Genomic DNA, 26,647 nt, shown 5'->3' with positions numbered 1-26,647 from the left:
TAAAGGTAGAACAGAGGTCTCCAAAACCTCCAGTGTGGGTTCAATTCCTACTGCCCCTGCCAATAAATATGGCGATTGTGGCGAAGTGGTTAACGCATCGGATTGTGGTTCCGACATTCGTGGGTTCGATTCCCATCAGTCGCCCCATTTTTAGATTAAACTCGAATAATAGCTTATACTAACTAATAAATTTAATTGTTGGGCTATAGCCAAGTGGTAAGGCAACGGACTTTGACTCCGTCATTCGTAGGTTCGAATCCTGCTAGCCCAGCCAACTTAATGCGGAAGTAGTTCAGTGGTAGAACATCACCTTGCCAAGGTGAGGGTCGCGGGTTCGAGCCCCGTCTTCCGCTCCAACAAATTTGGCGGCATAGCCAAGTGGTAAGGCAGAGGTCTGCAAAACCTTTATCACCGGTTCAAATCCGGTTGCCGCCTCCAAAATCTTGCCGGTGTGGCGGAATTGGCAGACGCGCACGACTCAAAATCGTGTTCCGTAAGGAGTGTCGGTTCGACCCCGACCACCGGTATCATCAGATTAATTCTTGCCAAGATTAATCATTAAAAAGACTCCCAAATGTTGAATTAAAACATTTGGGAGTCTTTTTTTGTTTTAGAGTACAAGAGCGAAATAGATAGATTTAAAATGGCTATACGTAGTTTTATACAGGATTATAGGAGTAAGAACCGGATAGCTTTTAAAATTAGTTAGTTCATTGATAAATTATGGTCGTAGTTACTTCTTTGAATTTTACCGCTTTAAATTTCAACAATATTTTCAATATTTATTAAAAATATTGACTATCAAGGTTGTTTAAATGAAAATGAAGGTATTAATAGAATATCTCATTATACCTACTGGCTATATTTAAAGAAGTGAATATCATTAAAAAGAAATTTGAGGTGCTATTTATGGCTACACAAGCTGCTTCTGATATTATTGACGAGATCTTTAATAAGACTAAGGAAGAAATTAATAAGCTTATGCCAGTTAATATTATGCTAATTGGTAAAACTGGTATAGGGAAAAGTACTTTAATTAATAATGTATTTAGAGAAAATCTCGCAGAAACCGGTATTGGACAACCAGTAACTCAACGCCTGAGAAAAATTACAAAAAACGGGATACCTCTTTGTATATATGATACTAAGGGTCTGGAGTTAAAAGAGGAAGTACAAGAAGAAATTGTTAATGAAATTAATGGTAAAATCGAGGAACTATATTTAAATAAAGATGAAAAAGAATATATACATGCAATATGGTATTGTATAAATGCGAATTCGAACCGAATTGAAGACCTAGAAATAGAATTAATTAATTCATTAGCATCAAAAGTACCGGTAATCCTTGTTTTGACACAAAGTTATGGTGAAAGTGCTCTTGAATTTAAGAAAGTCATTGAGGAAATGAATCTTAATGTAAAGGCGGTTCAAACAGTTTTAGCTCAGCCTTTCAAAATAACTAAAGATATAACTATTCCTTCATACGGTCTGAAAGAGTTGGTCGGAAAAACATATGAGATTTTACCTGAAGCCGTAAAAAAGTCTTTTAATAATGCTCAGAAAGTTGATATTGATAGAAAGGTAAAGGAAGCAAGGGTTTGGTCCACTGGTTATATAGCCGGTAGCTTTGGGACTGGATTTACCCCAATTCCATTTTCAGATGCTGCCTTATTAGTGCCTATGCAAGTAGGGATGTTGGCTCATATAACAGCAATATTTGGAATTTCCTTAGATAAAGCATTAATAAGTGGAATTGTGGCTTCAATCGGAGGCAGTGGGGGAGCTACATTCTTAGGAAGATATATTGTTTCAAATTTACTTAAACTAATACCTGGAGTCGGTACTGTTGCAGGGGGAGTAATTAGTGGTTCTACTGCATCCATATTAACAACTGCTTTAGCTTTTTCTTATATTGAAGTAATGTCACGAGTAGCTGAAGCAGAGTATCAAGGTAAAAGTTATGATAATGAACAAATTGCTAAAATGATGAAAGATTTGTATGAAGAGAACATTAAAAATGAGAAAGATTAATAAAGTATGATCAGAATAAAAGCTGTATCCTAAATGGATATAGCTTTCTTCCTTTTAGAAACCATATTATCCTCCAAAAGGTTATTTTATTTATATCAAGGTAATTGGTAAGGAATAGTTATTGTTATGCTTCCGGGACTATTATAAGCTAAACTTCATAAATATCATTCTATCAATCAAACCACCTGTTCTTTTATACATTCCCTTCAAATCCCTCCATCTATTACCATTGGACTATCTGAGATAATCTGTTAATATAGATTTAATTTAAATTGAGAACCTTTAAGAGCAGTCCAGAGAGGCTGACAAGGTGGGCGATACTTTGTTTGGAGAACGTATTTATACACATAATATATTATTGTGTGAATAATACGGTTATTTCTGACACCTTCCACTTGTCACTTTATGGCAAGTGGTTTTTTTTTGCTCACCAAGACTAATAACTTGGGAGGAAACAAAATGCAATTAAAAGACAAAGATTTTTCATTTCAATCAGTACCTGAAGCAAAACGTAACAGCTTTCTGAAAATGCTTGTTGTTATGCTTGGCTTCACATTCTATTCAGCAAGTATGTGGGCTGGTGGATCATTAGGTGAAGGATTAACATTTATGCAGTTGATTGGTGTCATCTTATTAGGAAACCTTATATTAGGAGCATTTACCGGTGCATTAAGTTATATTGCAGCAAAAACAGGATTATCGACTCACTTACTGGCACAATATAGTTTTGGTGAAAAAGGAGCATATATCTCTTCATTCATGTTATCTGCAACCCAAGTCGGATGGTTTGGTGTAGGGCTAGGAATGTTTGCCTATCCGGTTTCTAAATTAACTGGCCTCCCACTGGTACCGATTGTCATCATTACAGGGATTTTAATGACAGCAACTGCTTATTTCGGTATGAAAGCTTTAACAATCTTAAGTTTTATCGCTGTACCGGCTATTGCGATTTTTGGATCAACGAGTGCAGGAATGGCCATTTCAGATATGGGAGGAATGGAAGCGCTCATTGCTTATAAACCTGAAACTTCATTAACATTAGCAGCAGCTTTAACGATTACAATCGGTTCATTCATTAGTGGTGGTACATTAACACCCGACTTTGCACGCTATGCAAAATCAGGAAAACATGCTGTAACAACAACTGTCATTGCCTTTTTCTTAGGAAATACATTAATGTTCCTATTTGGTGCGATTGGTGTAATAGCAACCGGTCACAATGATATTTCAGATGTAATGATTTCACAAGGCTTACTATTGCCGGCTGTTTTAGTGCTCGGATTAAACATTTGGACAACAAACGATAACTCCCTGTACGCATCTGGACTTGGTTTTGCAACCATGTTCAAGAAGCCAAAGGTATTTATGGTTATGATGAACGGTACGATTGGTACGGTATTTGCCATCGTACTTTATAACAATTTCACTAGCTGGCTGACATTCCTAGGATCCACTCTGCCGGCTATTGGATCAATTATTATTGTGGATTTCTTCTTTATCCAAAAAAGACAATATATTCAGTATGAGCAGGCAAACATTGCAAAAGTACATGTTCCAGCCATCATTGCATGGGCTGTTGGTGTCATCTCGGGGTTAACATTGCCGGGAATCGCTTCACTAAACACATTATTGATTACAGGAATTGTTTATGTAGTTGCTGTTAAGCTAATGAAAACAACAGTTGTTACGGTAAGGGAAGAGGAGGTAGGATGCTATTATGAAAAAGTGGGCTAATGCTGCAATCTTCGGAAGAGAAGGCCTTTGGGATTTACTAATAGAAAATGGTTCATTTTTAAAGATTGTTGAGGCAGGTACAGGTGAATTTGACAGCTGTGAAACAATTGATCTAAGTGGAAAGCTGGTTTGTGCGCCATTTATTGAACCTCATATTCATCTAGATACTACTTTAACGGCAGGCCAACCACGTTGGAATGAAAGTGGGACTTTATTTGAAGGTATTCAATGTTGGTCTGAACGCAAAGATTCCTTAATAAAAGAGGATGTAAAAGAGCGTGCAAAGAAAGCCCTTAGCTGGCAAATTGCTAACGGAATAGGTGCTGTGCGTACACATGTCGATACAACGGATCCTTCTTTAGTAGCATTAGAAGCTATGCTTGAAGTGAAATCAGAAATGAAAGACTTTGTTGATTTACAAATTGTCGCTTTCCCGCAGGAAGGTCTAATATCTTATCCAAATGGGCTGGAACTGGTAGAGGAAGCCTTAAAAATGGGTGCTGATATTGTTGGGGGAATCCCTCACTTTGAATTTACGCGTGAAGACGGAGTTCAATCGGTTCGCGAGATTTTTAAATTGGCCATGAAATATGACAAGCCGATTGATATTCATTGTGATGAAATTGATGATGAGCAGTCTCGCCATGTGGAAGTTGTAGCACGTGAAACGATTATGAATGATTACCAAGGTCGTGTTACAGCAAGTCATACGACGGCAATGGGATCTTACAATGATGCCTACGCATATAAATTAATGCGTGTACTTAGACTTGCCGAATTGAATTTCGTAGCAAATCCATTAGTGAATATTCATCTGCAGGGGCGTTTTGACACGTATCCAAAACGTCGTGGCTTAACACGCGTAAAAGAGCTTGATCAAAACGGATTAAATGTTTGCTTCGGTCATGATGATATTATGGATCCTTGGTATCCAATCGGAAACGGGAATATGCTTCAAGTATTGCATATGGGCTTACATGCTTCACAGTTAATGGGCTATAGTGATATTGCAAACAGTTTACGTTTTGTGACTGGTAATAGTGCTAAAGCATTGAACCTTAAAAATTACGGTATTGCAGAAGGAAATCCAGCAAACTTCGTTGTGCTGAATGCGGAAGATGGTTACCATGCCCTTCGCCTGCAAGCAGAGATTCTATACTCTGTTCGAAACGGTAAAGTGATTGCTGAAACGAAGCCTCGCGAGACGAACATTTTTCTGCAAGGTCAAAAGAACATTACCTTTATGTAAGTAAAAGTGAAGACTATCATCAGTTAATGAACTGCCCCTGAAACGGTAGACACGGATTTACCTCTTCAGGGGATTTTTTGAGTGAATGTATATGATGAACAACGTATTGAAGCGGTTAAAAGATACATAAATGGCTCTGAAACATAAGAGAAAGTTCGAAAATGAAATTAAACACGGGAGTTATCAAAAAACGAAATTTATATATGAAACGTAGTGCCATCTTCCGGATTGTGGAAAATTCTCGAAGCAGGTAGGTTAATCTTAATGAAATATAAAAAAGCCAAGGGCAAATTCTTAGCTTTTTTTCCGATTATTGAGTGGGATGGATGGCTGAGAATTCTTTTTTGATTTGTATGATTGCTTTAGTTTTTTCTCCTTTTGTTACCTCGGATGATAAAGAACCAGGGCCTCCACTACGTTCATAATAGACTTTCCCATCAACCTCTCTCTTTTTCTGATTATCCTCAAAATATATTTCAAATTTAACCTCATCATTTTCTGGTAATGTATTTTCATAATAGTAAATATATAATTCTTTTGCTTAGTTCGCTTTCAATTTCTATAAAAGCAACTACAGTGGGATATCCACCACTTCCTGTAGGTCCATAGGGGAAAAAGACTCCATAATCAAAATTCTTATCGATGATCTTAGTAATTTTCTTTCTAATTGAGATTGATTCATAGAAGTTATGTTTTTCATATCTTCCTTAATGAACGATTTTATAATTATATTTTATCAAAATGAAGGATTCTCTCGCATTAGAAAATGGAAAATAATAGTTTTAATGATGTTCGTAACTGAATTCAGATTAATTGACGATGAGTAAGGTATATGAATGTTGGACATTTACTCACTATTCGCATGATTAGTAGTAATCGAATGGAACGTTATTCACCGAGTTGTTTGTATAATATTCAAAATATTAAAAAAGTAAGTTGACTTGTACAAACGAGTGGAATATGATGGTAAAAAATGAATACGCTTACAATAATAGAGCTTGTTTTAAAAGAGTAAAAGACTAAAGGAGGTTATAAATAACTTGTAATTTAAAGGATTGACTAGGTTCAAATGAGTATAAACCATAAAAATTGAGGTGTATAGAATGAGCGTGTTAAGTGCTGGTAAACGTAAGATAATGACTCTTGTTTTGGCATTAATACTGGTTTTGTCCTTTTCATTGGCTGGCTGTAGTTCAGGTGACTCCCCTTCTGATGCTAAAACAAAAGATGGAAAAGCTCAATATACCATGTGGACATTTGTACAAGTACATGCTGATTATTGGAAAGATGCAGCTGAAACCTGGAATAAAAATCATCCTGATGAACAAATTAATTTAAAAATAAATGTTCTTCCTTTTGATCAGATGAATCAAAAGTTACAGGTAGCATTAAATTCTGGTAATGGTGCTCCAGATATCGCGGACGTCGAGATTGGACAATTCGCTAAATATACGAAAACAAACAAGCCTCCATTTGAAGATATTACAAATGAAGTAGAACCATATAATGAAAACTTAGTAAAAGGACGCACAGATAATTATACGGTAGATGGCAAAGTCTATGGTCTGGATTATCATGTAGGGACAACTCTTGTTTATTACAATATGGATATCATGAAAAAAACAGGGGTAGATCCATCCACTATTAAAACTTGGGATGACTATGTGGAAGCAGGGAAAGTGGTTAAAGAAAAGACGGGTATATATATGACTTCTGTAGAAACAAGTTCCCAATTTGTATATACGGCAATGGTTGCTCAACAGAAAGCAGATATGGTAAGAGATGATAAGTCTATTTTATCCGAGGAAGCCAGTGTAACTGCTGTACAAACTCTTCAAGATATGGTCTACAAACATAAAATTGCTAAAACGGCAGAAGGCGGCCATCAAGATGTTGAAGAATATTATGCAGCCTTTAATAAAGGTAAGTATGCTTCAGTGGTCATGCCAGCGTGGTATATGAGTCGTATGGTAAGCTTTATGCCTAAATTAAGCGGAAAAATAAAAATCCAGGGTTTACCAATATTTAAAGAGGGAGATCTCCGTTCGGCGGGACTTGGAGGAACAGCTACAGTTGTCACAAATCAAGCGCATGATAAAGATTTACTTAAGAAATTTGTAGTTGAATCCAAGGCCAGTGAAGAAGGATCTATTAAGACTTGGACAATACTTGGTTTTGATCCAATTCGATCAGATGTATGGCTGAGTCCTGAAATGGAAAAACCGAACAAATACACAGATTATTTCGGAACTGATATTTTTAAACAAATGGCAGTATTGAAGGATGAGGTAGGAACATTAAGTTTTACCCATAATAGTTATCCGATTATTATTGATGAGTTACTCACGAATGGTATGCCAAAAATGATGACTAAACAGGCGGACGTACAAAAAACTTTGGATGCTGTTGATAAATCTGCCAATAAACGAATTAAAGCAGGTAAATAATGTTTGCAATCTAACAAATTAAGGAGGGAACATTCTCTTCTTAATTTGTTGGATAACATTTTGGTATGAAGAGGGATAAGGGGGGAATGAAGATGACGAACGATATTACGGCACAAATAAGTCCAAAGAGCAAAAGTCCATTAAAAAGAGAAAAAAAGAAAATAAATATGCAGAAGGTAGCTCCATATCTATTTGTTTCCCCGTTTATTATTGTATTTTTAGTGTTTTCTTTATACCCTTTTATAAATTCGATTATTATGAGCTTCCAAAGAATCTCAGGTTTCGATGAAACGACATTTATAGGTTTAGAGAATTATAAGCGGTTGTTTACAGACCCTGTATTCTACAAAGCTTTATGGAACGTTACCAGGTATACATTTTGGACTATTTTAATTTTAATTCCATTACCACTCTTGCTGGCTATAGTGATGAATAATAAAAATACTAAATATAAATATTTTTTTAGATCAATCTTCTTTATACCAGTATTAACATCTACGGTAATTGTAGGGCTGGTATTTAAATTTGCTTTCAGCAAAGAACCTACTGGAGTATTCAACAGTTGGCTTAGTTACCTTAACATAGGTCCGATTGATTGGCTTAATAATTCAGGGACAGCTATGTTTGCACTTGTAATAGTATGTGTGTGGAGGTGGCTTGGTGTAAATATGATTTATTTTTTATCTGGGTTACAAAATATCCCACGGGAGTTGTATGAATGCGCTGAAATTGATGGCGCAAGTAAATGGGATAAATTTAAAAGTATAACATTGCCAATGATTAAACCAATTACTACTTATGTTTTAACTATATCTATACTCGCAGGCTTTTCATTATTTAATGAAACTTATGTGTATTGGGGAGCACAGTCTCCAGATAATATTGGAACAACTTTCTTAACATATATTTACAAAACAGCCTTTAGCGATGGGGATTTCGGGTATGCATGTACGCTTGGAGTAATAATGTTTGTGATTGTGGTTGCAATAAATTTGATTCAAGTTTCAGTAAGAGGCTTATTTAAGGAGGATTAATGATGAAGGCCAAAAAAAGAGTATCAACCCTGATCACAACCCTATTACTTAGTGTTATCGGATTTATTATACTGATTCCTTTTTGGTTTATGTTAGTCTCCTCCTTTAAAGAATCCTCAGATATTTTTGCACAGGGTTTAAATATACATATAGATTTATCCAGTATCAACTTTAGTAACTATGGAAAATTGTTTACTAATAATAATGGTATATTTCTATCCTGGTTTAAAAATAGTGCACTAATAACAATTATACAAACAGTTTTAGTACTGATTTTTTGTTCAATGGTAGGTTATGGTTTGGCACAATATCGTTTTAGAGGCCGAAATTTTATTTTTATGCTTGTCTTGATTATGTTGATGGTTCCGGGTGATATTTTATTAATTCCGTTATATAAGCTAGTTACAAATTTAGGCTTAATGGATACATACGCAGGGGTGATATTACCAGGAATAGTTCCGCCTGCTACAGTGTTTTTCTTTAGGCAATATGCAATTGGGATTCCAAATGATTATGCTGAGGCCGCTAGAATAGATGGGGCGGGAGAATTTCGTATTTTCTCGCAAATATATGTACCGATGATGAAACCGGCTTTTGGAGCAATGACTATTATGACTTCCATGGGAGCTTGGAATAATTTTCTTTGGCCATTGATTGTTATGAGGTCAGATGAGAATTTGGTTATACCTGCAGGGTTATTAACTGCAATGACACCATATGGTAATAACTATGATATCGTCTTTTCGGGCTCGATCATGTCTATTATTCCTATACTTATATTATTCTTATTCAATCAAAAATCTTTTATATCAGGAATGACTGTTGGTGGGGTAAAAGGTTGATAGTGTCAGTAAATGAGGTGTTTTTTGATGGCAAATAAAAGCTTTTTAATCAAAACTACAAATATTGTCTGGAGTTTATTTGTGGTAGGTATTTGTGCTTTGTTAACGAGTGGTATTCTGATTTTTTTATTGCTATTTGTAAAATTCCACTTAATTACACTTCCCTTATATTTAATTGCTTTTTTGTTAATTGGCCCAACAATGGGGGCGATATTCCAAACTATTTTTAAAATGCTTTTTGAAACTGAAATTAGGGTCGTGAGAAAATATTTCTATTACTATAAGAAAGATTTCAAAGATTCCTTAAAACTATGGATTCCATACAGTGTATTAATACTGATTTTGTGTGCAGATATTGATTTTCTGGCCTCCAACGAAAAAGGCGCATATTTGTTACCTATGTTATTTTTAATCCTTCTTTTATCAATGATTAGTTATGTCTATTCACTCATTCTATATAGCCGCTTCATTATCAGGATGAGAGACATTATAAAATACTCCCTTTATTTAGTCATCAATCGCCCGGTACAATCTTTATCTATTGTTATATTAATCTTTATCCTGTATCAATCGTTTAAATATTTTGGCAACTTTGCGATATTTTGGGGAGTCCCGATGTTTGCAGCGTGTACTGTCTTGTTAGTGAGAAATGTGTTACTACAGATTGAAATGAAATATGTTCAATAAATAGATTGAAGAATACTATCATGCATATTACAGAAATCTGTTGAAGAAATATGGCTCTTAGTGAGGGATTCGGCAATTTATGAATGTGAGTTAAAAGTGAAATGATCCGATCTATCGTTTAAAACCAGAAAGCATTTAGAAATTGGAGGAGGATTGAGCGAATACGAAAATTATCACAACTGACATTTCATGTCGATCGTTACGGTAGAGATTGAAAGAGGTGAAAGAATGAATAGGAGAAATATTTGAAAAGCTGTTCAGGAAGTATCAAAGTCAGTGAAGATCATATTCAATCTTTAATTAAGGAAGCAGATTTAAATAAGTTCAATATTGTATCCGATGAATTATATAAAGCAAGGGTAGAAATATGCAAACAATGTTCTTCTTTTCAATATGGGACAACCTGTTCTTACAGCCGGTCAATCATTCATTATCAAGCGAAATTTAAAAGTCAGACTTGTCCGTACCCAAGGGAATCAAAATGGGCAATGATAACGATCTGATTTGAACATATTGTACTTATATAAGTTAGGCTAGTACAAACAAAATGGAGGGATTGTAAATGGCAGCCAATAAAGCAAAAATGATTCTAGAGAAAGATTTTAAAATCGCTGAAATTGATAATCGTATATATGGTTCATTTATTGAACATTTAGGCAGAGCTGTATATGGAGGTATTTATGAGCCTACTCATCCTCAGGCAGATGAAAATGGCTTTAGAAAGGATGTTCTAGAATTAGTAAAAGAACTAAAAGTGCCGTTAGTCCGATATCCTGGAGGGAATTTTGTCTCCGGCTATAATTGGGAGGATGGTGTGGGTCCTATAGAAAAACGCCCAAACCGCTTAGATCTTGCATGGAGTACTACAGAAACAAATGAAATGGGTACCAATGAATTTATGAAATGGGCTAAATTGGTGAATGCAGATGTAAATATGGCTGTTAATTTAGGTACGAGGGGAATTGATGCAGCTAGAAATTTAGTGGAATATTGCAATCATCCTGGAGGCTCTTATTATAGTGATTTGCGCATCTCGCATGGTGTAAAAGAACCCTATAATATAAAGACATGGTGTCTTGGCAATGAAATGGATGGTCCTTGGCAAATTGGACATAAGACCGCTGCTGAATATGGAAGAATAGCTCAGGAAGCAGCAAAGGTGATGAAGTGGGTAGATCCAAGCATCGAATTGGTAGCATGTGGAAGTTCGCATAGAGCGATGCCTACATTTGCTGATTGGGAAGCAACGGTATTAGATTATACATATGACCATGTTGATTTCATCTCTCTTCATCAGTATTATGGGAATCGAGACAATGACCTATCCAATTATTTAGCTTTATCTTTAGAAATGGATGATTTCATAAAATCAGTTGTCGCCATTGCTGATTATATTAAGGCGAAAAAACGTGGTAAGAAAACTATAAATCTATCTTTTGACGAATGGAACGTTTGGTATCACAGTAATGAGCAGGATAAACAGATTGAACCTTGGAGTATTGCGCCTCCTCAATTAGAGGATATATATACTTTTGAAGATGCGCTCTTAGTTGGATGCATGTTGATTACGTTGCTGAAGCATGCGGATCGAGTTAAAATTGCCTGTCTTGCGCAGTTAGTGAATGTCATTGCGCCGATTATGACAGAAAATAACGGACCTGCTTGGAAGCAAACTATATTCTATCCTTATATGCATACTTCCGTTTATGGACGGGGTATTTCGTTAAATCCGATTATTACTAGTGATAAATACGATAGTAAAGATTTTACGGACGTTCCATATTTAGAGTCTACAGCGGTTTATAATGATGAGGAAGATACATTAACTATTTTTGCGGTTAATCGTCATCTTGAAGAAGTTTTGGAGCTAGAGGTAGATATACGTAATTTTAATGAATATGAAGTGATCGAGCATATTGTTCTAGAAAATGAAAATATTAAACAAACCAATTCAGCACATAAAGAGACAGTAAAACCACATTCCAATGGGAATGCAAAATGTGAGAATGGTAAGGTAATAACCATTCTGCCGAACTTGTCATGGAACGTAATTCGTTTAGCAAAACAGAGATAATTATAAAGTATGGCATATTTTTTTAATATATTAGAAAATATGCCTGCTTATCTAGTATTATTTGAAGCAAGTAAGTACTTTATAGCTGTTCACAAATTGAGTGAGAGTTGTGGATTTAAAACAAGATCGATAGAAGAAAGAAGTATTTCTACATTTTCTCAATTAGACAGCTAATTTTGTTGTATACTTTGTTTATCTATTAGACAAACAAAGTATAAAGTGCTACAATGCTAATTAATACAGGTTGCAGATTAAGAATTTAGAGACTCATATTTTGTAAGCATTTACATAAACGATCTGAAACCTAAAAAATTTGGGAGGCATGCCACAATGGCTTATTTCGAAACTGTTAATAAAATCCAATATGAAGGCGCTTCATCTAAAAATCCTTTAGCATTTAAGTATTATAATCCAGAAGAAATGATAAATGGAAAAACAATGGAAGATATTCTCCGATTCTCAGTTACCTATTGGCACACGTTCACAGCAGATGGAACAGATCCATTTGGTGTTGGTACAGCGATTCGCCCATGGAATAATCTCAAAGGTTTAGATTTAGCAAAAGCCCGTGTGGAAGCGGCATTTGAACTCTTTGAAAAATTAAATGTTCCTTATTTTGCTTTCCATGATGTAGATATCGCTCCAGAAGGAAGCACATTAAAAGAAACAAATGAAAATCAGGATATTATCGTAGCAATGATTCAGGAATACATGAAAACAAGTAAAACAAAGTTGCTTTGGAATACAGCAAATATGTTCACAAATCCTCGTTATGTACATGGTGCTGCCACTTCTCCAAATGCTGATGTATTTGCCTATTCAGCTGCGAAAGTAAAAAAAGGCTTAGAAGTAGCGAAGGAACTTGGCGCTGAAAACTATGTGTTTTGGGGCGGTCGTGAAGGCTACGAAACACTCCTAAATACGGACATGAAGCTTGAACAAGATAACTTGGCTCGCTTCTTCCATATGGCAGTTGACTATGCGAAAGAAATCGGTTTGAATGTTCCTTTCTTGATTGAGCCAAAACCTAAAGAACCTACAAAACACCAATATGATTTTGATGTGGCGACTAGTATGGCTTTCTTGCAAAAATATGATCTGACAGATTATTTCAAGTTCAATATTGAAGCTAACCATGCAACTCTTGCTGGCCATACATTTGAGCATGAGTTAAGAACAGCTCGTATCAATGGAATGCTTGGATCAGTGGATGCAAACCAGGGGGATACACTCCTTGGATGGGATACAGATGAATTTCCGACTGATCTTTATTCTAATACATTAGCAATGTATGAAATATTGAAAAATGGAGGTTTAGGCAAAGGTGGTTTAAACTTCGATGCAAAAGTACGACGGGGTTCATTTGAGCCAGAGGATCTTTTTCATGCCCACATCGCTGGTATGGATGCATTTGCTATTGGATTAAAGGTAGCAAACAAGCTTATTGAAGATAAAGCTTTAGATAGCTTTGTTGAGGAACGCTATAGCAGCTATCAAGAAGGCGTTGGCTTAGATATCGTTGAGGGCAGAACCAACTTCCGTGAATTAGAAAAGTATGCTCTTCAATTAACTGAGATTAAGAACACATCTGGAAGAACAGAGCGCCTGAAAGCCATCATCAACCAATATTTATTAGAAACACTATCAAGCGTACACGTTTAATCTATTAATCTTACAAAGTGCTGGAAGCCTTTCCTCCAGCACTTTTTTTAGAAAAGGATGATAAGGATGAAATATGTTATTGGTGTAGACCTCGGAACAAGTGCAGTGAAAATCTTACTGGTGAATCAGCGTGGAGACGTATGTATGGAAGTAGCAAAGTCATATCCGCTTATTATTGAAAAATCTAGTTACAGTGAACAAAACCCGGAAGAATGGGTTGAAAAAACAACAGCAGGAATAGCGGAATTAATTCACCAGTTCGATGGAGATGTAAATGATATCGAGGGGATCAGTTTCTCGGGTCAGATGCATGGTTTAGTTTTACTAGATGAAGATAATCAAGTCTTAAGAAATGCAATTTTATGGAATGACACGAGAACGACAAGGCAATGTCAGGAAATATACGATGTTATGGGGAGTAAACGTTTATTAGAAGTAACGAAAAACCCTGCATTAGAAGGCTTTACCCTGCCTAAAATTCTCTGGGTAAAAGAAAATGAACCAGACATTTTCAAACGTGCCAGATTATTTGTGCTCCCAAAGGATTATTTACGCTACCGTCTAACTGGAAATATCCATATGGACTACTCCGATGCTGCAGGAACGCTATTACTGAATGTGGCGGAACGGGAATGGAGCCAGGAAGTATTGGCGGCATTTGGTCTATCCTCTGATTTTTGCCCACCATTAGTGGAATCACATGATTTCGTAGGTACAGTAACAGCTGAATTTGCCCAAAAAACAGGATTGACTGAAGCGGTAAAAGTGTTTGCAGGCGGAGCTGATAATGCATGCGGTGCGATTGGTTCCGGAATTTTAACACCAGGAAAAACGTTAGCAAGCATTGGTACCTCTGGTGTCGTACTATCTTATGAAGAAAGAAATGACCAAGATTTTAATGGGAAAGTTCACTATTTTAATCATGGTGAAGAAAATGCTTACTATACAATGGGTGTGACGCTTGCGGCTGGCTATAGCTTAAGCTGGTTTAAGGAAACGTTCGCGAAGCAAGAAGATTTTGATCAATTTTTGGCTGGAGTGGAAGAAGTACCTGCAGGCAGCAATGGTCTATTATTTACGCCATATATTGTCGGTGAAAGAACACCACACGCAGATGCCACTATTCGCGGTAGCTTTATTGGCGTTGATGCATCTCATGATCGGAAATATTTTGCCCGTGCGGTTCTGGAAGGGATAACGTTCTCTCTAAACGAATCAATTGAAATTTTCAGGGAAAATGGTAAGACGATTAATTCAATAATCTCTATTGGCGGCGGTGCCAAAAATGACACATGGCTGCAGATGCAAGCGGATATTTTCAATACGAAAATTGAAAGACTGACAAGCGAGCAAGGTCCAGGAATGGGAGCGGCGATGCTTGCAGCGTATGGATGCGGTTGGTTTGCTTCATTAAACGAATGTGCCCATCATTTTATTCAAGTTGCAAAATCCTATGATCCGATTCAAGAAAATGTCGAGACGTATAAGCGATTATTTAAGGTATATCAACAGGTATATACTCAAACGAAGGGGCTTAATGAGCAACTTGAAGAATATAGAAAATAATTAATGGTAATGGTGTTATTTGGGTTTTGAAGTGCCAAAGGTGATGTTGTAATCCTTTTCTAACTGCTAGTAAAAAGTAAATAATATTCGTAAAATAAGTCGGACTATTAAATCTGACTTATTTTTTTGATTAATAGGTCAGATTTTTTTGTAATGAGAGAGAAAGTTCTAACCGTTATTAAATTTTTATAGGTCCCTCAATATTCTGTTAATGAGAGAAATAAATGAGTTCGATTATATTCCACGTGTACTTGTGGAATACTTTTTATATGGTTTTAGCAGTTTATTAGGAGGATCTTGATGGATGAACTAAAAAAGGAAAGTCATCAATTGGAGAAAATAAGTCCGTTTGAGTTAAAAGATAAGCTCATTGATCTTGCAAAAGGAAAAATGAGAATCACTAGAACTATGCTGGATGCAGGACGGGGGAATCCTAATTGGATTGCAGCGACACCTCGAGAAGCGTTTTTTGCTTTAGGGCAATTCGCTGTTACAGAATCGAGGCAAGTATGGGATGATGGCAATTTAGCGGGGATGCCAAGTCGGATAGGAATTGCAGAACGTTTTAATAAATATGTTGAGGCCAATCGACAAATTCCAGGAATTCATTTGCTGAAAGAAATTATTCAATACGGTATCAAAAATAAACAGTTTGAGCCAGATACATGGGTCTATGAATTAGTAGATGGAATTATTGGTGATAATTACCCGATTCCGGATCGAATGCTTGTTAGAACTGAACAGGTTGTACATGATTTTTTAATTAAAGAGCTATGTAATGGTGATTCGTCGGCTGGTCCGTTTGATTTATTTGCTGTTGAAGGAGCAACGGCAGCGATGTGTTATATATTTGATACGTTATTTAAAAATTATTTGCTGCCCAAAGGATCTAAGATTGCGGTGATGGTTCCAATTTTTCCGCCTTATATAGAGATTCCAGAGCTTCCTAACAATGATTACGAACTTGTGAAAATTGAAGCAACCGAATTAAACAATGAAGGACAGCATACATGGCAATACCCTGATGAAGAAATAGAAAAATTAAAAGATACGGACATTAAAGCACTTTTTTTAGTAAATCCGAGCAATCCGCCTTCAGTTTCTTTGGAAAAGAAATCCACAGAAAAAATCATACAAATCGTGAAACAAGATAATCCAAATCTTATGATAATTTCAGATGATGTATATGGTACTTTTGTTGAAGGGTTCCGTTCCTTAATGGTGGATTTACCATTCAATACAATTGGGGTCTATTCATTTTCTAAATATTTTGGTGTGACAGGCTGGCGATTAGGGACGATTTCCATAAATCGATCCAATGTCTTTGATAAATTAGTCGATGATTTACCAGAAGAAACGAAGGAGGTTCTACATAAAAGATACGCTTCGCTTACACGGAATCCAGAAAGTCTTACGTTTATCGATCGAATAGTTGCAGATAGCAGAGCCGTTGCGATGAATCACACAGCTGGATTATCGACACCGCAACAAGTACAAATGGCTTTATTTTCAATTTTTGCAATGCTCGATACCAATAATGAATACAAGAAAAAAACTATGGACATTTTACACCGGAGGATGAATTTATTATACAAAGGTCTCGGTTTACCTAAGAAACATTTGCCTAATGATGCAGATTATTATACAGAAATCGATTTGGAAATCTGGTGTAATCATCACTTTGATAAAGGGTTCACCGATTACCTGAAAAAGAATTATAACCCGGTTGATATTTTATATCGCCTAGCAGAAAACTCATCGATTGTATTATTAAGCGGCGAAGGATTTTCAGCACCAGTATGGTCCATTCGTGTATCTCTTGCTAATCTAAATGATGAAGACTACTTACAAATTGGCCAAGAACTAAAAAATGTACTAGAAAATTATGTGATGGAATGGAAAAAGAAAATGGGCCATATTTAAATTTAAGTGCCTAATTCCAGAGATTTTACTAATGCTATTTAGGTATCATCAGACGGAATATAATTATTCCTGTATAATAATGGTCGAGGCTTTGCTACGAAATTTATGTAGCAAGGCTTTTTAAGTTATTTAATATTCTGTCATTTCATTGCTACTATTTATTATTGATAATAACCATATTTTACTCCTTTACCAGATTAAAATGTTGAAGTATAGTTGTACATGTTATTTACAATGTTAAAAGATGACTATATAATTAGAAATTATTGTAGAATAACTAAAATGTTAGAATAGGAGAGTAGTAATGGAACTATTAGGGATCTTGATTATAATAATAGGATTTGCACTAAAGTTAGATACCATTGCAGTAGTTGTTGTAGCAGGTATTTCGACTGGACTTGTGGCAAACATGAATATCGTAGATATACTTAATACACTTGGAGAAGCATTTGTATCAAATAGAGTAACTTGTTTATTTTTGATTACCATTCCTGTTATAGGGTTGAGTGAAAGATACGGATTAAAAGCCAAGGCAGTTATGCTTATTAAAAAAGCAAGCAGTTTATCAGTAGGAAAATTACTGAGTGGTTATACGTTTATAAGAGAAGTAACGATTGGTATGGGCGTAACACTTGGTGGACACCCACAATTTGTTAGACCTTTAGTAAGCCCAATGGCAGAAGGTGCAGCCGTTGCTAAATACGGAGATAAGGTCGACGAAAAAGATATTGAAAAAATAAAATCATACTCAGCAGCATCTGATAATATCGGTAATTTCTTTGCGCAAAATGTATTCATCGCAAATTCTGGTGTACTTTTAATTGCATCTACACTGGAAGGGCTAGGCATGCAGGTAGATACACTTGAAGTAGCGAAAGTTTCAGTACCAGTTGCCGTTATTGCATTCATATTCTGGACTGCTCAAAATTTATTATTCGATAGAAAAATGACGCAAAAATATTCTAGTAAAAATGGAGAAGGACGAGGTGAACAATAATGGATATAACACAAATCTCTAATCTTTTATTAGAACTCTTTTATATTATAATCGGTTTATTCATGGGAGTTACCATGGTATTTACTTTAAAGGATAAAAACCACAAAACAAGAATCGGTACAGCTATGTTTTGGGGAATACTAGCCGTAATTTTCATACTTGGAAACTATATTCCAAGTACGATAGTAGGTATTTTAGTAGTTGTTATCGCTGTATTATCGGCAACTAAGCAAATAAATATTGGAACGTTAAAACAATTAGATGAGACATTCGCTAACTTAAAAGCAGAAAAATTAGGCTTGAAAATTTTCATCCCATCACTGTCTATCGCAGTTATAGCCATGCTTGTGGCTCAATTTACAAGTTTCCCTGGAACGGTAGCGATTGGCATAGCATCAACAATAGCATTAGTATTAACGTTTATATTAACTAAAGCTACTTCTAAAGAGCTATTAGAGGATACAAATAGAATGTATCAATCAATTGGAGCATTTGCGATTCTGCCTCAATTATTAGCTTCATTAGGCGTATTATTTACGACAGCGGGTGTAGGCGATAAGATTGCATCGATTATTTCGAATGTGATCCCAACAGGTAATGCATTGGTAGGTGTAGCAACTTATTGTGTAGGTATGGCTTTATTTACAGCTATCATGGGTAATGCATTTGCCGCATTTGCTGTAATAACGGCTGGAATCGGTGTTCCGTTTGTATTTGCTATAGGCGGAGACCCCCTTATCTGTGGAACTCTGGCATTAACAGCTGGATACTGTGGAACATTAATTACACCTATGGCTGCAAACTTCAATATGTTACCAGCTGCATTGCTTGAACTAAAAGATAAGAATTCAGTCATAAAGGCACAAGCTCCAATCGCTTTAACATTATTAGTTGTTCATATATTTATGATGTATATTTGGGGATTTTAAGATAAAAAACTTACAATAGGAGAATAAATTATGAAAGTATTAATAACTGGATTTGATGCATTCGGAGGAGAGCCAGTAAACCCAGCTGAAGAAGCTGTTAAAATGGTAAACAACAAAATCGCAGGAGCAGAGGTTATTAAGGTCATTATACCGACAGTTCAAAATAAATCTGTTGAAGCAATAGAGAATGCAATAGAACAGCACAAGCCGGATATTGTCATATCAGTAGGGCAGGCAGGAGGAAGATTTGATATAACTCCTGAAAGAGTTGCTATTAACCTGGATGATTATAGAATTAAAGATAACGAAGGTAATCAACCAATTGATGCAGTTATCCAACCGGATGGTCAACCTGCTTATTTCTCAAACTTACCAGTAAAAGCTATGGTTAAACATATGAGTGAAAATGGAATCCCGGCAACGTTATCAAATACAGCCGGAACATTTGTATGTAACCATGTAATGTACGGAATTCTTTACATGATTGATAAGAAGTATCCAAATATAAAAGGTGGATTTATTCACATCCCTTATATGACTTCTCAAGTGATGGATAAGAAAAATACTCCGTTTATGTCGTTAAATGATATTGTAAAGGGCTTGGAACTGGCTATTGAAGCTTGTGTTATCTATGACGAAGATATAAAAGCAATTGGCGGAGAGATTTGTTAATGAGTCGGATCAATCTTTTTGTTTATGGAAGCTTACGGGAAGGGTTTTTCAATTATAATAAGTATTTAGCTAATAAGGTCATTGAGAAAAAAGAAGCCAAATTAGAAAATATGAAATTATATCATATGCCGTATAAAGGTTATCCTGCTATTACATTTGGTGAAGATGTAGTATGGGGAGAAATCATGGTCATAAAAGAAGATTGTTACGAGGATACAATGAAGGCAATGGATGAGATGGAGGGATACATTAGTGAAAATAATCCCGAAAATGAATACCATAAAGTAGTGCTGGAAGTAGAAAATCTTCATACCCATCAAAAAGAAAAATGTTTTGTTTATTTCTATAACAAAGACAAAGATTCAATTTTTGAGAGTAGTACCATTTATATTCCGCATGGTGATTGGAAAGAATACATGATAAGTGGAAATTTACAAAAAGAGCTTTCTCCAAATAAGAATATTTTAATCGGGATGGCTAAAGAAGAAATGCGAGAAAGCTATGTTTATAGCTGAGCTTTCTAATGAAATCCGAGTATTAAACAGCTGTGTAAAAGCAGCTGTTTTTCTTTTTTTGTTTTTTGATCTGGAATTAAAGAATTTCACCTAACCCTATCTCTTGGTAAGGTGTTGAAAACTAGCATTTTTCATTAGGTCAGGAGGTATTATTGTCCTCCATAAATCCTTTATTTTTATGATATAAAATAACGGTGAGCAGGATAATACTGGCTGCTATCCAGATGGCTGTGTTCCCCATATGAATACTGGAATAGGTCCCAACTAATGCACCAAAAATAAAGGAGAGTATAATGGCGGAAAACCCTTTAAATTTTCTTTTTGATTCTGAATCACGATCTATAAAGGCGCCGTAAAAAGCTGAAGAGGCAGTTCGCAGATTTCCGGTTGTGATGGTTGAATTGTAGCTCCAATTTTCCAATTTGTTAAAGGTAGCGATTTGCAGGGAGGATACAAAGGCAATGCTCATAGTGACAATCATATTCGGTACACTTCCTGGTAACCAACCGACAATAAATAAAATGACACACTCCAGTATTAAAACTGCTCGTCTATGCATATCGTGTTTGTCTTTGATGTATTCGGCTGTTAACACGCCGGCAATAAAAGCTAAAAAAGGCGGTACATTCTGAATGGCTGCACCGTATTTTGTGCTGGCTGCTCTCACCGCAAATAAAACGGTATTTCCTGTTTGTGCAGTTGCAAAAACTCCGTCCCTTGTAACGTATGTATAAGCATCTAAAAACCCACCTACTAATGCCAGGATCATTCCCATAACTAAGGAATTAGCTGATAATGAAAGAAATTTTCTTATTCTATGTTCCATATATATCTCCTTACGACCAGCCCATTTTTAGCAAAAAGGAAGAGAACGTGGCTTTTATGAAAATGATTCCACATACCTACTTAGATTATTCAAAAAATCTTGAATGTCATTATCCGAAAAATAAGTGGATGAGGAAACGGATGCGATTTTTTTGCATTTTAGATGGACGGAGAAGCTAACTGCTACTAAAGAATGTAAATGATTTATTACGCACTATTAGACCGTTTGCTCGAGGAAGAGGGGAGATGAAATAGAGGGAGTTATCTTTGCAAAGAATGAAGAACCTCCATTAGTAACTAGAGGTTCTTCATTCTTTTTAGGCTTTAATTTTCTTTACATTCATTTCTTTTAGAGAAACAACTTTTGTTTTCTTACTATATTTATATCCAAACCACAAAATTAGAAATAGCGGAAGACTGATATAGGATACTAATAAACCGTACCAATCTATAGGTCCGCCAAATAAGGCATCGGTATTTTGGCCAAGTATGATCAGGGTACATAGTGTGGCAGCAGCGAGCGGTGCGAACGGGAACCATTTTGCTTTATAAGGAAGATCATTTACATCATATCCCTGAGCCACATATGCTCTGCGAAAACGATAGTGGCTAATGGCGATGCCAAGCCAGGCAATAAACCCAGATAAACCGGCTGCATTAATGAGCCAGACATAAACCACACCATCTCCAAAAAATGAACTTAAAAATGCCAGACAGCCAACCAGGCCAGTAGCAATTAAGGCATTGATGGGTACACCTTTTTTGCTTAATTTTCCAAGGAATTTTGGAGCATGTCCTCTTTCTGCTAAGTTCCATAGCATTCGGGCTGCTGCATACATTCCTGAGTTACCTGCTGAAAGAATGGCGGTCAGGATGATTGCGTTCATAACAGATGCAGCAAAGGCAATGCCAGCGCGCTCAAATAGAAGAGTGAAAGGACTTTTTACGACACTATCGGTAGCAGCAAGGTCCGGAGTAGTATAGGGAATCACTAAACCGATGATTAAGATAGAAAGAATAAAGAAAATTAAAATCCTCCAAAAAACTGAATTTACAGCTTTAGGAATAGTTTTTGCTGGTTCCTTACTTTCTCCGGCCGTAATCCCAATAAGCTCTGTCCCTTGAAATGAAAAACCAACGACCATAAAGACTCCTAATATAGCCATGATTCCTCCATTAAAAGGTGCATCATCAACTGTGAAATTCTTGAATCCAATGGCTTCTCCGCCCATAATTCCAAATATCATCAAGACACCTGTACCAATAAAAACAATAATGGCAATTACTTTTATTAATGAGAACCAATATTCTGACTCTCCGAAGCTTTTAACAGAGAGAGCGTTTAGTAGAAAAATAATGAGAAGAAATAATCCACTCCATAATGCTGAAGGGCTATCAGGAAACCAAAACTTCATTATTAACACAATCGCTGATAGCTCTGCTGCAATCGTGACTGCCCAACTATACCAGTAATTCCAGCCAAGTGCGAAGCCAAAGGCAGGATCGACGAACTTTTCTCCATAGATACTGAATGATCCCGCAACGGGCATATGTGCGGCCATCTCTCCCAGACTTGTCATTAAAAAATATACCATTATACCAACAATTGCGAAGGCAACAAGGGCACCGCCAGGACCGGCAGCATGAACTGTATTTCCACTAGCCAGAAATAATCCCGTACCAATCGTTCCGCCGAGAGAAATCATTGTTAAATGCCTGGTTTTTAAATCTCTTTTTAATTTTCTTTTCTTTTTACGTTTATATATAGGTGATGCTTCTTTAATGGCAGGTTCCATTATTATGCCTCTTTCCTTCTTTATGTCATTTATTAATTAGTAGTGTTATATACCAATTTAGCAAGCAAGCTTAAACATTTTTGTTAACAATCTAATATTTTAGAAAAAACAGTAAATTTATAATTTGGGAATAATAAAAATAGCGTGGGCAATGAGAAAAGAGCCTCTCTTCTTTACAGAGAAAGGCTCTTTAAAACAGAGGGTAAGCTATTTATTTATGAGATTCGAGGTTTAGCGTTCCATCAATAATTTTATAAACTTTATCACAATAATCTATTAGTCTTGTATCGTGTGTGACCACAATGGTTGTTTTACCATGATTGGTAGTTGCATTTTTCAACATTTCCATTACCTCAAAGGCGCGGTCAGAATCAAGGGAGGCGGTTGGTTCATCAGCAAGAATGATACTAGGATCTGTATATAATGCTTTTGCTAATGCAACACGTTGGCGCTCACCACCCGATAAATCTGATGGGAAACTGGTAAGCAAATCCTCAATTCCAAGTGCCCTGTAAAGGCTTTGAATTTGAGTATTATCCATATTATCCTTCTTTACTTTATCCAGTAAATGCATTTGCTGATTTACTGTAAGAAAGGGTACAAGGTTAGAGGCTTGCAAAACAAAGCCTATTTCTTTTAAACGAATGGATGCTCGTTCTTTTTCCTTTAGGTTAGTCAGGTTTTGATCATTTACAATCACTTCACCGTTGCTTGGTGCTTGAAGACCGCCCGCAATGGTTAGAAAAGTACTTTTTCCAGAACCGGAAGGACCGATAACGGCAATTAATTCTCCTGAATCTGCCGAAAAGTTAGTAGTTTTTAATGCTTCGATTTCTGTACGGCCGGACATGAAAACTTTGTTGACCTCTTTTAATTCAAGTAATGCCATTATGTTAACCTCCTATCGCGTCTAAAGGATCGATTTTGACAATAGTCTGTACAGAGAATAGCGCTCCAAGTATAGATACAATAACCAGGACAGCAGCGTATATCAGCATATCCATATAGTTAAAGGCAACAGGAACAGCTGCTGGTAAGAAATATCCGGTTATAAGAGTTAGGGTGAAACCAACAATAACTCCTGCTAAGGATAGGATAAATGTTTGGGCAATCACTGATTTGGACAAATAGCTGTTGGAAATTCCCTGTGCTTTCATAACTCCGAAAATACTGATTTTTTGAATGGTTAATACATAAAGGAATATCGCCAGGATGACGGCAGATATGATAAATAGAAAATAGATCATAAAGGTTAATGTCAAGTTTTGTTCGGAATATCCGGGCATGTTTTCAATAAATGTTTGTGTTGAAACCACACTAAGTGAATCGTCGACAGCGACGCTTTCTAAGTTATCTGTACGAATGACATAACCATTAATTTGATCATCTTTTTGCTCTGCTGCATCACCAAAACGAACTTCCTGTATCGTTTCCAGTGATCCATACAATACTGGTGCAGCATTAAATTTTGCATCCTCAGTGAATCCGGTAATCGTAAGAGTGATGTCCGTAGAAGAAAGGCTCAATTCATCGCCAATTTTAAACCCTTCATCTTTGAGAGAATCATCGGCTATTACATCACCCATTTTACTAAAAGCCTTCCCTTCACTTACATCAGGCATAATAAATTCATCTTCATTGATACCGAAAAGTGAGACATTTGTTTTTATATCATCTGTTTTTGCGATGGAGTTTACTTGAGACAAAATGGCGTATTCATCTGTACCGTCCCCCTCAAAATCGCCGATTGCCAAAGTTGATTGCGGGAGATTTATATCTGATTCATCCGTCAGTATGACTCCATCTGCCTCCCATTTATCAACGGCTTCTTTATTTAGGTTTTCAAGCCCATTAGCTAATCCGGATAAAAAGAATACTAGGTAGGAAACGAGTGTTAAAACACCGACAATTAATAAAAAGCGAAGTTTATTATTCTTTATTTCATTCCAGGCTAAAAACATGTACCCCATCCTCACATTATTTGTATTTAGAATATAATTAATATATAGATAATGTATAAGAAAAATATAATAATAGCAAATAATTGAATTTGAGGTAAATTTAATTATGAAAAGAAAAATGCCCCAACAGGAATTGGGGCATGAAGTAAGTATTTAATTTTTATAATCATTAATCTGACTCATGATGTTCAGCCAGTCTTTGTCAAACGGAGATACATCCCAGCGAGGTTCTTGTTTTTTGCTTTCTTTAATTCCTAAACCGCCGATGATGAATTTTAACTTTGGATTTTGCTTATAAAGAATATCTATATATTTTTGGGCCTTCAGTTCGTGTTCATCACTGGAGATAGAAATGGCCACTATCTCAATATCTTTTTCCTTAATCAACTCATCCAACCCATCAAGTGGTGTATCGGCGCCTATATAATAGACTGGATAATGCTGCTCTTTTAAAAAGAGAGTAAAGAGGATTAATCCAAGTTGATGATGCTCTCCTTCCGGACAAATGGCAATCACTTTGGGTAGAATGGGGGATGAATGGAAAATCGTAAAAAAATTAATGGCACGCTGAAGCACAATATTACTGATCATATGCTCCTTAATAACAGACAACTCTCCCTTTTCCCAAGCATCTCCAACTTTATACATAAGTGGGACGACAATTGAATAAAAGACCGTTTTATAATGAAATTGAGAAAAATATAAATCAAAGAGCTGATTGCATCTCTCGGAATCAAAATGTAGCGTTGCTTCAAATAATTCATTAATTTGCGCTTCAAATGAATGATTAATCGTGTTGTCGATTAATTGCTCCTTTTCAATTTCACCTTTGTGGATTTTCAGAAGCTGAACTGCCTGGCTGACGCTCATCTTATGATCCTGAACCTGTTTTTTGAGCCATTTTAAATCATTTACATTTTCTTCTGTATATACTCTATGACCCGATTCAGTACGTTTCGGAGTAATAGCATGATAACGGGTTTCCCATGATCGAATAGTAACAGTTGGCATATCTAATAATTTAGAAACAGCATTAATCTTATACATAAAATAACCTTTCTTTTACAAGTACTATAAATTCTCTATATTTTAACTGTATATTAAGTTTATAAAAGAATGCAATTCCTGGGTTACTATTTAGTTTTGGATTTTGTTAGGTTTAGGAAAAAAGAGTTACTTTAGTGGGGTAGTTTTTTTAAATGGAAGAGTTATGGATTGAGGTAATTCAATATTATAATAGAGGTAGTGTTGAAATTAATAGAAAACATACAAAGATAGTTCAGCCATTCCTTTATAACATAATCCCTGAACATTTTTTTAAGAGATGAACTACCAATAATATATGCACTCTAAAAAGAAAATTATGATTTGTGGATGATTTTAAGGAATATTAAAAAAAGTAGGCATTTCATACATAAAAGAGAACCCAGTCAAGAGACTGGGTTTCTTCAGTTTTAATATAATTTAAGGCAGTCTAGTTTCTTGGTTCTTTAGGCGATTTTGTTGATCCGGTTTACGGCCTTTATCAATTGCGTTTTCTGGCTTCTTCTGACTGTTTTGAACTTTTCTTTCGAGTTCTCGTAATCCTTCAGTGTTATTTTTGTCTGTCATATTGTCGCCTCCTAACGTGTTGGTTATATTTTTCATTCCTGTATTCTTGAGCTGAAAACATCTTTATCCAGCTAGCGTATTTAATATTTTAC

Annotated in this window: 22 protein-coding genes and 5 tRNA genes; 21 read left to right on the top strand and 6 right to left on the bottom strand. The window is 35.9% G+C overall.

From position 1 onward, the window contains the following. The first annotated feature begins 71 nt into the window (after window positions 1–71). The 21 genes from AC4BHP_RS11345 (at window position 72) to AC4BHP_RS11245 (ending at window position 20,362) form a co-directional block, all read left to right on the top strand. Window positions 72–147, top strand: a tRNA-His gene (locus AC4BHP_RS11345). Window positions 148–199: 52 nt separating this feature from the next. Continuing rightward, window positions 200–274, top strand: a tRNA-Gln gene (locus AC4BHP_RS11340). 7 nt (window positions 275–281) lie between these two features. Beyond that, window positions 282–356, top strand: a tRNA-Gly gene (locus AC4BHP_RS11335). An 8-nt stretch (window positions 357–364) separates the two neighbouring features. Beyond that, a tRNA-Cys gene (locus AC4BHP_RS11330) sits at window positions 365–438 on the top strand. A gap of 7 nt (window positions 439–445) precedes the next feature. Further along, window positions 446–527 (top strand) — tRNA-Leu (locus AC4BHP_RS11325). A gap of 382 nt (window positions 528–909) precedes the next feature. Then, entirely contained in the window at window positions 910–2,031 is a 1,122-nt protein-coding gene (locus AC4BHP_RS11320) for a YcjF family protein (protein ID WP_490552319.1), read from the top strand. Between the two features lie 459 nt (window positions 2,032–2,490). Further along, window positions 2,491–3,765, top strand: a complete 1,275-nt coding sequence (gene codB / locus AC4BHP_RS11315) for a cytosine permease (RefSeq protein WP_140462301.1) — start codon at window positions 2,491–2,493, stop codon at window positions 3,763–3,765. Beyond that, complete coding sequence (gene codA / locus AC4BHP_RS11310; RefSeq protein WP_490552315.1) at window positions 3,749–5,014, top strand: cytosine deaminase; 1,266 nt, start codon at window positions 3,749–3,751, stop codon at window positions 5,012–5,014. Before codB ends, codA begins: the two co-directional genes overlap by 17 nt. Window positions 5,015–6,117: 1,103 nt before the next feature. Then, entirely contained in the window at window positions 6,118–7,461 is a 1,344-nt protein-coding gene (locus AC4BHP_RS11305) for an ABC transporter substrate-binding protein (RefSeq protein ID WP_490552313.1), read from the top strand. Window positions 7,462–7,553: 92 nt separating this feature from the next. Beyond that, window positions 7,554–8,495: a carbohydrate ABC transporter permease gene (locus tag AC4BHP_RS11300; protein ID WP_490552311.1), complete on the top strand. Its 942-nt coding sequence runs from the start codon at window positions 7,554–7,556 to the stop codon at window positions 8,493–8,495. After that, window positions 8,495–9,337, top strand: a complete 843-nt coding sequence (locus AC4BHP_RS11295; protein ID WP_490552308.1) for a carbohydrate ABC transporter permease — start codon at window positions 8,495–8,497, stop codon at window positions 9,335–9,337. The genes AC4BHP_RS11300 and AC4BHP_RS11295 overlap by 1 nt, the downstream gene beginning before the upstream one ends. A gap of 27 nt (window positions 9,338–9,364) precedes the next feature. Then, entirely contained in the window at window positions 9,365–10,024 is a 660-nt protein-coding gene (locus AC4BHP_RS11290; RefSeq protein WP_066102844.1) for a DUF624 domain-containing protein, read from the top strand. Between the two features lie 245 nt (window positions 10,025–10,269). Then, complete coding sequence (locus AC4BHP_RS11285) at window positions 10,270–10,527, top strand: hypothetical protein (RefSeq protein WP_066102841.1); 258 nt, start codon at window positions 10,270–10,272, stop codon at window positions 10,525–10,527. Window positions 10,528–10,586: 59 nt separating this feature from the next. Further along, complete coding sequence (gene arfA, locus AC4BHP_RS11280; protein WP_490552305.1) at window positions 10,587–12,098, top strand: arabinosylfuranosidase ArfA; 1,512 nt, start codon at window positions 10,587–10,589, stop codon at window positions 12,096–12,098. A gap of 330 nt (window positions 12,099–12,428) precedes the next feature. Then, window positions 12,429–13,760 carry a xylose isomerase gene (gene xylA / locus AC4BHP_RS11275; protein WP_148631200.1) on the top strand — a complete coding sequence of 444 codons (1,332 nt, stop codon included), beginning with the start codon at window positions 12,429–12,431 and terminating at the stop codon, window positions 13,758–13,760. A gap of 66 nt (window positions 13,761–13,826) precedes the next feature. Then, complete coding sequence (xylB, locus tag AC4BHP_RS11270) at window positions 13,827–15,326, top strand: xylulokinase (RefSeq protein WP_490552302.1); 1,500 nt, start codon at window positions 13,827–13,829, stop codon at window positions 15,324–15,326. 300 nt (window positions 15,327–15,626) lie between these two features. Further along, on the top strand, window positions 15,627–17,249 hold the full coding sequence (gene aspD / locus AC4BHP_RS11265) for an aspartate 4-decarboxylase (RefSeq protein WP_490552300.1): 1,623 nt from the start codon (window positions 15,627–15,629) through the stop codon (window positions 17,247–17,249). A 304-nt stretch (window positions 17,250–17,553) separates the two neighbouring features. Then, window positions 17,554–18,246, top strand: a complete 693-nt coding sequence (locus tag AC4BHP_RS11260; protein WP_066102823.1) for a DUF969 domain-containing protein — start codon at window positions 17,554–17,556, stop codon at window positions 18,244–18,246. Next, the gene (locus AC4BHP_RS11255) at window positions 18,246–19,175 is read left to right on the top strand and encodes a DUF979 domain-containing protein (RefSeq protein WP_066102819.1); all 930 of its coding nucleotides are present in this window, start codon (window positions 18,246–18,248) and stop codon (window positions 19,173–19,175) included. Before AC4BHP_RS11260 ends, AC4BHP_RS11255 begins: the two co-directional genes overlap by 1 nt. A gap of 30 nt (window positions 19,176–19,205) precedes the next feature. Next, window positions 19,206–19,847: a pyroglutamyl-peptidase I gene (gene pcp / locus AC4BHP_RS11250; protein ID WP_066102816.1), complete on the top strand. Its 642-nt coding sequence runs from the start codon at window positions 19,206–19,208 to the stop codon at window positions 19,845–19,847. Continuing rightward, window positions 19,847–20,362 carry a gamma-glutamylcyclotransferase family protein gene (locus AC4BHP_RS11245; protein ID WP_077247998.1) on the top strand — a complete coding sequence of 172 codons (516 nt, stop codon included), beginning with the start codon at window positions 19,847–19,849 and terminating at the stop codon, window positions 20,360–20,362. The genes pcp and AC4BHP_RS11245 overlap by 1 nt, the downstream gene beginning before the upstream one ends. Window positions 20,363–20,501: 139 nt before the next feature. On the opposite strand, the gene AC4BHP_RS11240 is transcribed toward AC4BHP_RS11245, so the two are convergent. The 6 genes from AC4BHP_RS11240 to AC4BHP_RS11215 form a co-directional block, all read right to left on the bottom strand. Then, window positions 20,502–21,188 (bottom strand): YoaK family protein, encoded by a 687-nt coding sequence (locus AC4BHP_RS11240; RefSeq protein WP_066102813.1) that lies wholly within the window; start codon window positions 21,186–21,188, stop codon window positions 20,502–20,504. A 316-nt stretch (window positions 21,189–21,504) separates the two neighbouring features. Continuing rightward, window positions 21,505–22,983 carry an amino acid permease gene (locus AC4BHP_RS11235; RefSeq protein WP_490552296.1) on the bottom strand — a complete coding sequence of 493 codons (1,479 nt, stop codon included), beginning with the start codon at window positions 22,981–22,983 and terminating at the stop codon, window positions 21,505–21,507. A gap of 211 nt (window positions 22,984–23,194) precedes the next feature. Next, window positions 23,195–23,872: an ABC transporter ATP-binding protein gene (locus AC4BHP_RS11230; RefSeq protein WP_066102807.1), complete on the bottom strand. Its 678-nt coding sequence runs from the start codon at window positions 23,870–23,872 to the stop codon at window positions 23,195–23,197. Between the two features lie 4 nt (window positions 23,873–23,876). After that, window positions 23,877–24,944: an ABC transporter permease gene (locus AC4BHP_RS11225; protein ID WP_140462307.1), complete on the bottom strand. Its 1,068-nt coding sequence runs from the start codon at window positions 24,942–24,944 to the stop codon at window positions 23,877–23,879. Window positions 24,945–25,097: 153 nt separating this feature from the next. After that, window positions 25,098–25,991 (bottom strand): MerR family transcriptional regulator, encoded by an 894-nt coding sequence (locus AC4BHP_RS11220; protein WP_140462308.1) that lies wholly within the window; start codon window positions 25,989–25,991, stop codon window positions 25,098–25,100. 417 nt (window positions 25,992–26,408) lie between these two features. Beyond that, complete coding sequence (locus AC4BHP_RS11215) at window positions 26,409–26,555, bottom strand: hypothetical protein (protein WP_175354247.1); 147 nt, start codon at window positions 26,553–26,555, stop codon at window positions 26,409–26,411. Between the last annotated feature and the right edge of the window lie 92 nt (window positions 26,556–26,647).

This window comes from Pradoshia sp. Z4_20 (assembly GCF_058216035.1).
Note: the sequence above shows the minus strand (reverse complement) of the source record. Positions and strands in the feature narration are given on the sequence as shown.